General features: G+C 64.2%; 10 protein-coding genes. 4 read left to right on the top strand and 6 right to left on the bottom strand.

The window, feature by feature from the left end:
* Positions 1-46 precede the first annotated feature (46 nt).
* From CRP40_RS13385 to asd, 3 genes are read left to right on the top strand one after another with little or no spacing between them, the layout of a single operon-like run.
* Positions 47-1,582 (top strand): HDOD domain-containing protein, encoded by a 1,536-nt coding sequence (locus CRP40_RS13385; protein WP_027913962.1) that lies wholly within the window; start codon positions 47-49, stop codon positions 1,580-1,582.
* A 42-nt stretch (positions 1,583-1,624) separates the two neighbouring features.
* Complete coding sequence (locus CRP40_RS22215; RefSeq protein WP_027913963.1) at positions 1,625-2,434, top strand: rhodanese-like domain-containing protein; 810 nt, start codon at positions 1,625-1,627, stop codon at positions 2,432-2,434.
* A gap of 9 nt (positions 2,435-2,443) precedes the next feature.
* Positions 2,444-3,307: an archaetidylserine decarboxylase gene (gene asd / locus CRP40_RS22210; RefSeq protein WP_027913964.1), complete on the top strand. Its 864-nt coding sequence runs from the start codon at positions 2,444-2,446 to the stop codon at positions 3,305-3,307.
* 76 nt (positions 3,308-3,383) lie between these two features.
* Here asd and serB read toward each other — a convergent pair whose 3' ends face one another.
* Positions 3,384-4,598: a phosphoserine phosphatase SerB gene (gene serB, locus CRP40_RS13375; RefSeq protein WP_027913965.1), complete on the bottom strand. Its 1,215-nt coding sequence runs from the start codon at positions 4,596-4,598 to the stop codon at positions 3,384-3,386.
* 134 nt (positions 4,599-4,732) lie between these two features.
* On the opposite strand from serB, the gene CRP40_RS13370 reads away from it, so the two are divergent.
* Positions 4,733-6,178: a histidine kinase gene (locus CRP40_RS13370; protein ID WP_027913966.1), complete on the top strand. Its 1,446-nt coding sequence runs from the start codon at positions 4,733-4,735 to the stop codon at positions 6,176-6,178.
* A 262-nt stretch (positions 6,179-6,440) separates the two neighbouring features.
* Here CRP40_RS13370 and CRP40_RS13365 read toward each other — a convergent pair whose 3' ends face one another.
* From CRP40_RS13365 to parE, 5 genes are all read right to left on the bottom strand, one after another.
* On the bottom strand, positions 6,441-7,151 hold the full coding sequence (locus CRP40_RS13365) for an ABC-type transport auxiliary lipoprotein family protein (RefSeq protein ID WP_023532908.1): 711 nt from the start codon (positions 7,149-7,151) through the stop codon (positions 6,441-6,443).
* Between the two features lie 172 nt (positions 7,152-7,323).
* Entirely contained in the window at positions 7,324-9,579 is a 2,256-nt protein-coding gene (gene parC, locus CRP40_RS13360) for a DNA topoisomerase IV subunit A (protein ID WP_027913967.1), read from the bottom strand.
* Positions 9,580-9,589: 10 nt separating this feature from the next.
* Positions 9,590-10,108 carry a TIGR02281 family clan AA aspartic protease gene (locus CRP40_RS13355; protein ID WP_027913968.1) on the bottom strand — a complete coding sequence of 173 codons (519 nt, stop codon included), beginning with the start codon at positions 10,106-10,108 and terminating at the stop codon, positions 9,590-9,592.
* On the bottom strand, positions 10,105-11,091 hold the full coding sequence (locus CRP40_RS13350) for an esterase-like activity of phytase family protein (RefSeq protein ID WP_027913969.1): 987 nt from the start codon (positions 11,089-11,091) through the stop codon (positions 10,105-10,107). The genes CRP40_RS13355 and CRP40_RS13350 overlap by 4 nt, the downstream gene beginning before the upstream one ends.
* Positions 11,088-12,992, bottom strand: a complete 1,905-nt coding sequence (parE, locus tag CRP40_RS13345; protein ID WP_027913970.1) for a DNA topoisomerase IV subunit B — start codon at positions 12,990-12,992, stop codon at positions 11,088-11,090. Before parE ends, CRP40_RS13350 begins: the two co-directional genes overlap by 4 nt.
* Between the last annotated feature and the right edge of the window lie 29 nt (positions 12,993-13,021).

Raw genomic sequence — 13,021 nt, 5'->3', positions numbered from 1 at the left:
GACTATAGCCACTAAAAGCGAAAAGCCAGTTTGGACTGATGTCAAAATGCCAATCGAAACCGAGGTATCCGGCCAGGCCCCGCGTACGCTAGAGGCTTGGGTGAAGTTGCTGGAGAGTGTGCGCATTCCTGTGCCCAAGCACAGCTACGACCGGGTCATGGCGGCCATCAACGATAACCGGCGTTCATTGCGCGACATCGCCGAGCTGATGCAGGACAGCCCGGCCCTGGTGCTTTCGGTGATGCGCGAAGCCAACCACCCGACCAACGCCAGCCAGGCCGAACCGGCCGAAAGCCTGGAGATCGCCCTCAATCGCCTGGGGCTTGAGCGTAGCGCTCTCCTGCTCAGGCGCCTGCCAGCCCTGCCGATCGAAGACATCCCGCCGGTGCTGCGCCAGTTCCAGTTGATCAGCCAGCATGCCTCGCAGCAGGCCAGCGGCCTGTTCGCCAGCCGTCTGGCGCGGCTGTGGCAGGAAATTCACTGGGGTAGCCTGCTGTTCCTGTCCCCGTTATGGCCGCTGGCATTGGCCCACCCGAAGCTGCTCGACACCTGGGAGCTGCGGGTCATCCATAAAGGTGAAGACGCCGCCATTGTCGAGCAGGAGCTGTTCGGTGTTCGCATCATGGCGCTGTGCCAGGCCGTGGCCCAGCAGTGGCGCCTGCCGCAATGGGTGACCCAGGGCTATCGCCTGCTGCTCGAGGAGCGCGACCAGCTTGCCCAGGTGTTGAACATCGCTCGGGACGAAGACCTGCTCAATCAACAACACCGGCTCGATGCCGAGCCCGGCCTGCGGCGCTGGTTCAACCAACCGGCCAACACCGTGCTGCTGGCCAACAATCTGGCACTGGCAGCGCAGGTGGGCTGGGACAATCCCCACCTGCTGCGCTGGCAACTGCTGACCGCACTCTACCTGCAGACCTCGCTCGAAGATGTTCAACAGCAGGTTCACCAACAAGCTGCGGCCAGTGCCAGGCGTCATGCGCGCCTAGCACTGTTCCACCCTGCCGAGGCCTTGATCTGGCCCTGGCATCAACGCCGCCCCCACCCGGACATGCTGGCGCCCCCGCCCCCCACCGCCGAAGAACTGGCACGCTGGCGGTCGCTCTGCCAGGACTTGCTGGCCCAGCCCAGTCCTTTCACCAATACCGTGCACCTGGCGGCCCAGGCCCGTGAAGCGGTACTGGCGTGCGGCATGCAACGCCTGCTGCTGCTGGGCCTGGACCGTGCCAATGACTGCCTGCGCGTGCAGCAGGCAGCCGGGCTAGCGAAAGAGGCGAGCAGCCTGATATTGCCGGTGGCGGCGAATAAGCTGCTGCAAAAGCTGATGTCCAAGGCCGGGCAACTGCGCATTACACCCGAAAACCACACCCAGTTCGCCTCGTTGTTGCCGCCGCCCTTGCGTGCCCTGTTCCGAGGCGAGCATGTGCTGCTGCGCTCGCTGGCGGTCAATGACCAGGTGCTGATGCTCTTGGTGGCCGACCAAGGGTGCCGCCCCCTGGCCGACATCAGCGTGCAGGCTTTTGGCAAAACCTCGCAATGCATCGAACGGGCGCTATCGGTGTTTGCCAACCGCAAGGGCTGAGCCTTGCGCTACAATCGCCTCTTTGCACACTGGAGACCGTGGATGACCGACTTTTCCGGCCTGCCGCTGGTGATCGAAGCCGCCGACCTGTTGCCACGCCTGGGCTCGCCCGACTTGATCCTGGTCGACCTCAGCAGCGCCAATCGTTACGTCAGCGGGCATATCCCGGGCGCGCATTTCGTCGAGGGCAAGCGGACTCAGCTCGGTCAGCCGCCTGCACCGGGGCTGCTACCGCCGTTGAGCGACCTGGAAAAGCTGTTCGGCGAACTGGGCCACCGCAGCGATGCCGTCTATGTGGTGTATGACGATGATGGCGGTGGCTGGGCTGGCCGCTTCATCTGGCTGCTCGATGTGATCGGTCACACCCGGTACCACTACCTCAACGGTGGCATCCAGACCTGGCCTGCCGACCGGCTCAGTACCGATGTGCCTGCCAAGGGTACCCAGCCGGTGAGTTTGCATCTGCATCCGGAACCCACCGCCACCCGCGAATACCTGCAAAGCCGCCTGGGCGCCGATGACCTGGCAATCTGGGATGCTCGCGCCCCACAGGAATTCACCGGCGAAAAAATGCTCGCGGCCAAAGGCGGGCACATACCCGGTGCGGTCAATTTCGAATGGACCGCCGGCATGGACCTCAATGACCATCTGCGCATCCGCCCGGACATCGCCGAAGTGCTGCAGTCCCTTGGTATCACGCCTGACAAGGAAGTGATCACCCACTGCCAGACGCATCGCCGCTCCGGCTTCACTTATCTGGTGGCAAAGGCCCTCGGCTACCCGCGAGTCAAAGCGTACGCTGGCTCCTGGAGCGAATGGGGCAATCACCCGGACACGCCTGTCGAAGTTTAAGGAACCTGAATGAAATCCCGTCTGTTCATCATCAGCCAGTACCTGCTGCCGCATCACCTGCTGTCGCGCCTGGCCGGCTGCGTTGCCGAGTGCCGCGCCCGCTGGTTCAAGAACGCCTTCACCGCCTGGTTTGCCAAGCGCTACCAGGTCGACATGCGTGAGGCGCTGGTCGAAGACTTGACCGCCTACGAGCACTTCAACGCGTTCTTCACCCGTGCCCTGAAACCCGGCGCACGCCCCCTTGACCAGACCCCCGGCGCCATCCTGTGCCCGGCCGACGGTGCAGTGAGCCAGGTGGGACCGATCGAGCACGGCCGCATCTTCCAGGCCAAGGGCCACAGCTACAGCGCACAGGAACTGCTGGGCGGCGACCCGGCCATGGCGGCCCCCTTCATGGGCGGCGAGTTTGCCACTGTCTACCTGTCACCCAAGGACTACCACCGCGTGCACATGCCGCTGGCAGGCACGTTACGCGAGATGGTCTACGTGCCGGGGCGGCTGTTCTCGGTCAACCAGACCACCGCAGAAAACGTGCCCGAACTGTTCGCTCGCAATGAGCGGGTGGTCTGCCTGTTCGACACCGAGCGCGGCCCGATGGCGGTCGTGTTGGTCGGTGCCATGATCGTGGCATCCATCGAGACCGTCTGGGCAGGGCTGATCACGCCGCCCAAGCGCGAGCTCAAGACCTTCCGCTACGACGACGCCAGCCGTGCGCCGATTCACCTGGAAAAAGGCGCCGAGCTGGGTCGGTTCAAGTTGGGCTCGACGGCGATCGTGCTGTTCGGCCCCGATCAGGTCAAATGGGCCGAACACGTGGGCGCCGCCTCGGCCGTGCGCATGGGCCAGCTGTTGGCCACGCCGTTGCAGGCGTAATGGCCTGAGACGTGGCCCCAGGGTTCGGGCGTTAGCGCCAGAGCCTTGGGGCCGCTTTGCGCAAGCGCAGGCTATATCAGCCGCGTGTGTCGCGATCGCGCAGGCCCAGCAGGTACAGCACGCCATCAAGGCCCAGCGTGGAAATTGCCTGCTTGGCCGACTGCCGCACCAGCGGCTTGGCGCGGAAGGCTACGCCCAGCCCCGCCAACGCCAGCATCGGCAAGTCGTTCGCGCCATCGCCCACGGCGATGGTCTGTTCCAGTTGCAGGCCTTCTTCGCTGGCCAATTGCTGAAGCAGCTCGGCCTTGCGCTGGGCATCGACGATAGGCTCCACCGCCACGCCAGTCACCTTGCCATCGACCACTTCCAGCTCATTGGCAAAGACGTAGTCGATGCCCAGGCGCGCCTGTACCTGGCGGGCGAAGTAGGTGAAGCCACCCGACAAAATGGCGGTCTTGTAACCCAGGCGCTTGAGCTCGGCAAAGAGGTTTTCCGCACCTTCGGTCAAACGCAGCGATGCGCCGATTTCATCCAGCACGCCGACATCCAGGCCCTTGAGCAGCGCCATGCGCTCCTTGAAGCTGGCCCGGAAGTCCAACTCGCCACGCATGGCCCGCTCGGTGATCGCCGCGACCTGCTCGCCCACGCCAGCGGCCTTGGCCAGCTCGTCGATCACTTCAGCCTCGATCAGGGTCGAATCCATGTCGAACACGGCCAGGCGGCGGTTGCGGCGGAACAGGTCGTCCCGCTGGAAGGCGATGTCGATGCTCAGGGCCTCGGACAAGGCAAAGAACTCGGCGCGCAACGCCTGGCCATCGTCAGGCTCGCCGCGAACCGAAATCTCCACCGCAGCCTTGCCCTTGCTGGTGTCCGCGTCCAGCGCCACCCGGGCCGACAGGCGCTCGATGCGCTCGATGGTCAGCCCGTGCTGGCTGATGATGGCGCTGACACGCTGCAACTGGTCTGGTGAGATCTTGCGGCTGAGCAGGGTGACCACGTGCCGTGCTTCACCATGGCCATCGGCCCAGTGCTGGTAGTCCGCTTCGGAAATCGGTGTGTAGCGCGCCTGCAGGTTCAGCTCGTGCGCCTTGGCCTGGACGCTCTGCAGTAGCTTGGTCGCCACTTCGTTATCCGGAATATCCACCAGGATGCCGAACGACAATGTGCCGTGCATCACCGCCAGGCCGATGTCGAGAATGCTCACACCGTCCTGCAGCAGGACGCCAGTGATGGCAGCAGTAAGACCGGGGCGGTCCTCACCGGTGATGTTGATCAGGACGATTTCGCGCACAACCAGGCTCCGACTTCGATGAAAAATGCGCATTCTACCGATTTTCCGTGACCATCGGGCGCTAACGCTACTTTGCCGACAAAACCCGGGTCGCTATACTCCCCCCCACTTCATGCCATTAAGAGCCGAGCTCAGTGAACCGGCCCACCTCAGTCAAAACAGACAATTTCTTCCTGATGATCTATCGCGCCCTGAGTCAACGTCGCGTGCCATTGGCATTGCGCATCGCCTGCACCAACATCTTCCTGGTGGCCCTGGCGCTGGTGATCTATGCCTGCGTCATGGGGTTGCAGTTCAAACAGGCCATGCACGATCAGGCCGATGCCGTGGGCCAGAGCCTGACGACCCAGACGGCGACGTCGGCGACCGAGTTGCTGGTGGCCAACGATATCCTCAGCCTCAACGTGCTGCTGGGCAACCTGGTGAAGAACCCGCTGGTGGCACACGCCGCCATCTACAGCGTCGACAACCGCATCCTCGCCGAGGCAGGCCAGCGGCCGCGCAACAGCCTGCTGGGTGAGGCCGAGGGCGTCTATCAGACCAAAATCACCTTCCAGGACGTGGCTGCCGGGCAACTGCGCATGAGCCTGGACATGAGCCAGTTCCAGCAGCCCATGTTGATCAGCATGCAGAGCATGGCCATCCTGGCGGCCATTCTGCTGGTGCTTGCTCTGACCCTGAGCCTGCGCCAAGGCCGATTCATCACCTTGCCGCTGCTGCAACTGCGGGTCTGGTTGCGCGATCCGCAGTATTACACGCCCGCCACCGACCGCCAGGACGAGATCGGCGACATCGCCCGGCAACTGCATGCCCGCTTGGCCCCACCGCCTCCGCCAGAGCCGGAGCCGGAGCCCGAGGACGACGAGCATTTCGATGACGCGCCCGCCCCCGTTTCCAAGCCTGCTCAGCGCACTACCGTCACGAGCGCGGACGATGACGACGAGGCGTTCGCCGGCCTGCTGGACGACGACGCACCGGCACACGCGGTCGAAGTGGAGTCCGATGAGCCTCAGTTCAGCGCGGTGCTTGCCGTGCAACTGGGTTCCCAGGAGCAGCTGCGGCGCTTGCCGCGCACCCGCCTGACCGAGCTGACCGAGCGCTATCAGGAGTGCCTGGAGCATGCTGCCTCGCTGTACGAGGGCGAAACCCACACCCTCAACGACGGCAGTACGTTGGTCCTGTTCCACAGCCGCCAGTGCGGCGAGGACTATCTCACCAATGCCATCTGTTGCGGCGAGTTGCTACGCGCCTTGGGCCATGCCTTGCAGATCGACGTCGCTGACAGCGGCATCACCTTGCAACTGCAACTGGGCCTTGCCATGAGCAATGACCTCGATGGCCTGGAACTGGTCGACCTGCTGATGGCTGAAAAGGTGCAGGACGCGCTGGCACTGTCTCAACACAGCCGCAACCTGCTGCTGGTCGAGCGTAAGGTCAATGACGACGGTTTGATCCGCCAGCGAGCTCGCATTCGCCCAATCGCAAGCCCGGAAGGGGCATGCTGCGTGGAGCGCTTGATGGAGCCGTACCCCTCGATGCTGGAACGCCAACTGGCCCGCATGCACGAACGCCGCGCCTGAGCCATTACAGGGTCGCTGCGCGGCCCTGTACAGCGCCCACGAAAAAGCCCGCCTTGATGCTAATGCTGTTCACTTAAGCGTGTTGGGGCCGTTTCACGGCCCATCGCGGCACAAAGGCCGCTCCCACGATGCCCAGTGAGCCCGCTAACTCAAGCGTCACGCAGTCACTGTGGGAGCGGCCTTGTGCCGCGATGGGTCGCGGAGCGGCCCTAAATGAACAGCATTACGCCTTGATGCGGGCTTCTTCATGCCTGGCCTTCGGTTAGAACCGATACACTTCCATGTCGGTACGAATCGGCGAGGCCATCGGGATTTTGGATTTCTCGGGCTGCTTCTTGACCTGCACAGGCGCTGCAGGCTTCTTGGGTGCGGCTTCGGCAATGGCCGGCTGGTTTGCCAACGGCTTCACCGCAGTGCTCAGTTGCTCGGCCAGCTTCTGCAGCAATTGACCTTGCGCCTGTACCTGCGAGGCCTCGCTACCTTCATGCTTCTGCTCCAAATGCACGATGCGGTTGTCACGGACCTGGCCACGGCGGTCGAGCACACGCCATTGTGCATCCAGAACCGCGGGTTGGTTCTTGCCAGAGTCCAGCCGCGTGATCGACAGCAGCACTTGCACGTCCGGGCTGAAACCTGCCGTCGCCGGCGCCAGCACCACGCGCTGGCTATCCAGACGCCAGGCCAGCTGCCGCACCAGCAATTGATCGATGTCCGAGGACAGGCTGCCCGCCCAGCGCCCGTCGGTGGCGGCGCTGAGGCTGCCGTCGGCCTGGCGTTGCAGGAACGTCTCACGTTGCAGGTAGTCGGCCACCGAAACCGGGCCGAGCACGACGGCCATGCCCGCGTGTTGCGACGGCTGGCCAGGATCACCGCTGTCGAGCTGGTACAAGGCAACCGGCTGGTGCATTGTGCACCCGCCAAGGCCCAATAGACCCGTCATCAACAGCGCAAAGGGAAGGCGCAGAAATTTCATCATCCCATCCAGGCGGCTGCCTTCAGGCATGCCGCAGTGATACGTATGGATTCAAACGGGCACACGGCTACGCCGGCACCGCAGGGGGCATATCATCCGCGAAATGAGTGCTCGACTCCAGCATTTCTGCCCGCAACGGCGGTGAAATCGCCATTGCGGGCCTGTCTGACGGTCAGGCGGGCAATTCGACCTGCAGCCCATCGACCCGCTGGAAGCCACGTGGCAGCTTGCTGCCGCGCCTGCCGCGTTCGCCCTTGTAGTGCTCCAGGTCATCGCCCTTGAGTGACAGGGTCCGCTTGCCGGCTTGCAGCACCAGCGTAGCCCCTTCGGCTACCACGGCCAGGTCGGTGACATACTCTTCCCGGCTGGCGACCCGGTCACCGGGCACGCCGATGATCTTGTTGCCCTTGCCCTTGCCCAACTGCGGCAAATCACTGACCTTGAACACCAACAGACGGCCTTCGGTGGTCACGGCTGCCAGCCAGTCCTGCTCCCGGTTGAGCACCGGTCGCGGCGTCATCACCTTGGCGCCGTTGGGCAAGCTGAGCAGCCCTTTGCCAGCCTTGTTCTTGGCCTGCAGGTCTTCACCTTTGACCACGAACCCGTAGCCGGCATCGGAGGCCACCACGTACAGCGCATCGTCTTCGGGCAGCAGCACGCACTCGAAGGTGGCGCCCGGTGGTGGCGTCAGGCGCCCGGTCAGGGGCTCGCCCTGGCCACGGGCTGACGGCAGGCTGTGGGCAGCCACCGAGTAGCTTCGGCCGGTGGAATCGATGAGCACGGCAAATTGGTTCGAGCGCCCCGCGGCTGCGGCCTTGAACCCATCCCCGGCCTTGTACGACAGGCCCGTGGCATCGATGTCATGGCCCTTGGCACACCGCACCCAGCCTTTTTCCGACAGCACCACCGTGACGGGCTCGGTCGGCATCAGCTCGTTTTCGGAGAGCGCCTTGGCTTCTGCCCGCGCGACGATCGGCGAGCGTCGGTCGTCGCCATAGGTTTGAGCATCCTTGAGCAATTCGCTGCGCACCAACTTGCGCAGCTTCGCCTCGCTGCCCAGCAGCGCCTGCAGCTTGGCCTGCTCTTTGAGCAGCTCGTCCTGCTCGCCACGGATCTTCATTTCTTCCAGCCGGGCGAGCTGGCGCAGGCGGGTTTCCAGGATGTAATCGGCCTGGATCTCGGTGAGGTCGAAGCGGGCGATCAGCGCCTGCTTAGGGTGTTCCTCGGTGCGGATGATATGAATCACTTCGTCCAGATTGAGGAAGGCAGTGAGCAAACCATCCAGCAAGTGCAGGCGTTTTTCCACCTTGTCCAGACGATGCTGCAAGCGGCGCCGGACGGTGCCGGTACGGAACTCCAGCCATTCCAGCAGCAGCGCCCGCAGGTTCTTCAGCTGCGGACGACCGTCCAGGCCGATGATGTTGACGTTGACCCGGTAGCTGCTTTCAAGGTCGGTGGTGGCGAACAGGTGCTGCATCAGCTCGTCGGCATCCACGCGATTGGAGCGCGGGATGATGACGATGCGGCACGGGTTTTCGTGATCGGACTCATCGCGCAGGTCAGCGACCATCGGCAGCTTCTTGGCCTGCATCTGTGCGGCAATCTGCTCCAGTACCTTGGCGCCGGACACCTGGTGCGGCAACGCCGTGACGACGATATCGCCATCCTCGACCCGGTACACTGCACGCATGCGAATCGAACCGCGCCCGCTTTCATACATCTTGAGGATGTCGGCCCGAGGCGTGACGATCTCTGCCTCGGTCGGGTAATCGGGCCCTTGAATGTGCTCGCACAACTGCTCGATGGTGGCCTTTGGCTCGTCGAGCAAACGCACGCAGGCACTGGCCACCTCACGCAGGTTGTGCGGTGGCACATCGGTGGCCATGCCCACGGCGATACCGGTGGTGCCGTTGAGCAGAATGTTGGGCAGGCGCGCAGGCAACACCGCCGGTTCCTGCAAGGTGCCGTCGAAGTTGGGCACCCAATCCACGGTACCTTGGCCGACTTCGTCAAGCAGCACCTCGGCATAACGCGACAGCCGTGCTTCGGTATAGCGCATGGCGGCAAACGACTTGGGATCGTCCGGCGCGCCCCAGTTGCCCTGGCCGTCCACCAATGTGTAGCGGTAGCTGAAGGGCTGCGCCATCAGCACCATGGCTTCGTAGCAGGCCGAGTCCCCGTGAGGGTGGAACTTGCCGAGCACATCGCCCACGGTACGCGCCGACTTCTTGTGCTTGGCATCGGCGTCCAGGCCCAACTCGCTCATGGCGTAGACAATGCGCCGCTGCACTGGCTTGAGGCCATCGCCGATATGCGGCAGGGCCCGGTCCATGATCACGTACATGGAGTAGTTGAGGTAGGCGTGTTCGGTGAAGTCAGCCAACGAGCGGCGTTCGACGCCGTCCAGACTGTCTTGTAGTTCGCTCATGCGAGCCTCGTCATTTCAGGTTCTGGCGCAGCAGCATGGTGCCGCCGCGCTGGGTAAATTCAAGTTGTTTCAAGGCGCTCATGCCCAACAGCACGGTGGTGCCATCCAGGCCCGGCACCACGATCGCGCGGATGTCGCGCAGGTGGATATCGCCCAATTGCAGGCTGTCCAGCCGGGTGCGATAGCCTTGCGTGCGACCGTTGGCCGTGCTGACGGTTACCGGGCTGCCACGTCTGAGCGCAAGGCCGTCGGCCAGGGATTCGGGTATGGCGACATCGGTGGCACCGGTGTCGAGCATGAAATGCACCACCTGGCCATTGATGGCGCCATCGGCCACGAAGTGGCCCTGGCCATTGCCCAGCAGGCGCACCTCGACGAACCCTTGCCCGTGGGAGGACTGGACCTGCGCATTGGGATTGCGCTGGCGGTCTTCCCACTGCCCGAAGAAGCGCGTAGCCAGAAACAGCGCCGCCGCCCAGGCCAGGATCATCAGCACCCTGCCCGCCCGTCTGCCCGGTGCCTGACTCACGGCTTGGCGCTCCAGCCGCCGGCAGGGGCCGCAAAGCGCCAGACGATCGGTCGGCGCTCGCCATCGGCACGCGCGCCTTCATTGTTGTCCAGGCCGATCCACGCCCCCTCGGCGTCGACCACCAGCGCCTCGGCCACACCGAACAGCTGGTCATAGCGGCGCGGCTCGGTCAACGCGTCGGCCGCAAATGACCAGCAGCGCTCGACCTGGCCGCTGTCGGCATCGCGGCGACAGATGCGATAGGCATTGCGCTCGAGCGTGAACAGTTTGCCGTCGAACCAGGCCAGGTCGGCGAAGTCCCGTGAAACCGGCCGCGCATCGGGTATCTGCGGCGGTTGCATCTCTACACCGGCTTCGCTGAACAGGACGCAGCGGGGCCCGCAGGCCCACACCGACTGTTGGCGCTCGATGGCCACCAGCCCGCGGCGCTCACGCTCGCCGGCCAGCCACAGGCGATCGCCAGCAGGGTTGACGGCCACACCCTCGAACAGCGCATTGAAGTTCAGCAGCATGCCGCTGGCGCGCGCCTGGCGCACCATGGCCGAATCGATCTTCAGCCAGTCTGGCGTGCCCGAAACAGGCAGTTGCAGCACGGCGGCATGCGCCTCGCTGACCAGGTACAGGTTGCCGGCCTGGTCACAGGTGATGCCCTCGAAGTCAAGGTCGCCACCGCGCAGCCACGACGCCAGCCAGGTCCGCATCTTCAGCCCCCATGGCAAGCCGCTTTCCGGCACCGGTGGGGGGTCAAAGGCCACTGCCTGCGCCTGCCATGCACCGTCCTTGAGCTCGAAACGGTAAATACGGTCGTCGTCGCGGTCCGAGACACCCCACAAGCTGCCGCGGCATTGCGCAAGGCCCGACAGGTTACCGGCACGCATGCCATCGACGGGGTGCTCGCCCATCAGTTCGAGTTCAGGCCAGGTGTCTGCCAAGGTCGGCAAGGCCACCAGCGGCAGGCAAGCCGCCAGGAGCCAACGAATCAAACCATGACCTCGGCCAGGTTGCCCTTGGTTTCCAGCCAGGCCTTGCGATCACCTGCACGCTTCTTGGCCAGCAGCTTGTCCATCAGCTCGCACGTGGTCTGCACGTCGTCCAGGGTGAGCTGGACCAGGCGCCGGGTGTTGGGGTCCATGGTGGTTTCGCGCAACTGGGGCGGGTTCATCTCGCCCAGGCCCTTGAAGCGGGTGACCTGCGGCTTGCCGCGTTTTTTCTCTGCCACCAGGCGGTCGAGAATGCCGTCTCGTTCGGCTTCATCCAGGGCATAGTAGATTTCCTTGCCCAGGTCGATGCGGTACAGCGGCGGCATGGCCACATACACGTGACCGGCTTCGACCAGTGCCCGGAAATGCTGCACGAACAGCGCGCACAGCAAGGTGGCGATGTGCAGGCCGTCGGAGTCGGCGTCGGCCAGGATGCACACCTTGCCATAGCGAAGCTGGGCCAGGTCGGTGGCACCTGGGTCTACGCCGATGGCGACGGCGATGTTGTGCACTTCCTGGCTGGCGAGTACTTCACCGCCGTCCACTTCCCAGGTGTTGAGGATCTTGCCGCGCAGCGGCAGGATCGCCTGGAACTCCTTGTCACGCGCCTGCTTGGCCGAACCGCCGGCCGAGTCGCCCTCGACCAGGAACAGCTCGGCGCGCATTGGGTCCTGGCCTGCGCAGTCGGCCAGCTTGCCCGGCAGTGCCGGGCCCTGGGTGATGCGCTTGCGCTCGACCTTCTTGCTGGCTTTCAGGCGGCGCCCGGCGTTACTGATGGCCAACTCGGCCAACTGCATGCCCAGCTCCGGGTGGGCGTTGAGCCACAGGCTGAAGGCATCCTTGACCACGCCTGAAACGAAGGCGGCGGCTTCACGCGAGGAAAGGCGCTCCTTGGTCTGCCCGGAAAACTGTGGGTCCTGCATCTTCATCGACAGCACGAAGGTGATGCGCTCCCAGACGTCTTCGGGGGCCAGCTTCACACCACGCGGCAGCAGGTTGCGGAATTCGCAGAACTCACGCATCGCATCCAACAGGCCCTGGCGAAGGCCGTTGACATGGGTGCCGCCCTGGGCCGTGGGGATCAGGTTGACGTAGCTTTCCTGGATGCTGTCGCCCCCTTCGGGCAGCCACAGCAGGGCCCAATCGACCGCTTCCTTGTTGCCGGCCAGGTTGCCGCAGAACGGCTCGTCGGGCAGGCGCTGGAAGTCACTGACCGAATCCACGAGGTAGGAGCGCAGGCCGTCTTCGTAATGCCACTCCACCTTCTCGCCGCTGGCCTTGTCCTCGAAACTGACGAGCAGGCCTGGGCAGAGCACGGCCTTGGCCTTGAGCACGTGCTTGAGCCGGCTGATGGAAAACCGCGGGGAGTCGAAGTACTTGGGGTCGGGGCTGAAATAGACGCTGGTGCCGGTGTTGCGCTTACCGACCGTGCCGACCACTTCCAGCTCGCTTGCCTTGAAGCCATCGGCAAAGGTCATCTGGTACTCGTTGCCATCACGCTTTACGCGCACGCGCACCTGCGTGGACAAGGCGTTGACCACCGAAATGCCGACGCCGTGAAGGCCGCCGGAGAACTGGTAGTTCTTGTTGGAGAACTTGCCGCCGGCATGCAGCTTGGTGAGGATCAGTTCGACGCCCGACACGCCCTCTTCTGGGTGGATGTCCACCGGCATGCCGCGTCCGTCGTCGCTGACTTCCAGCGAATGGTCGGCGTGCAGGATGACCTGCACCGAACGGGCGTGGCCGGCGAGGGCTTCGTCGACGCTGTTGTCGATGACTTCCTGGGCCAGGTGGTTGGGGCGGCTGGTGTCGGTGTACATGCCCGGCCGCTTGCGAACCGGGTCAAGGCCCGAGAGGACTTCGATGGCGTCTGCGTTATAGGCGCTAGCGCTGGGATTGGCCATGGGGTCTCGTCGTCAGTCTGGTGAATGCA

It is taken from the genome of Pseudomonas sp. URMO17WK12:I9, assembly GCF_900230165.1.
Taxonomy (GTDB): domain Bacteria; phylum Pseudomonadota; class Gammaproteobacteria; order Pseudomonadales; family Pseudomonadaceae; genus Aquipseudomonas; species Aquipseudomonas fulva.
Note: the sequence above shows the minus strand (reverse complement) of the source record. Positions and strands in the feature narration are given on the sequence as shown.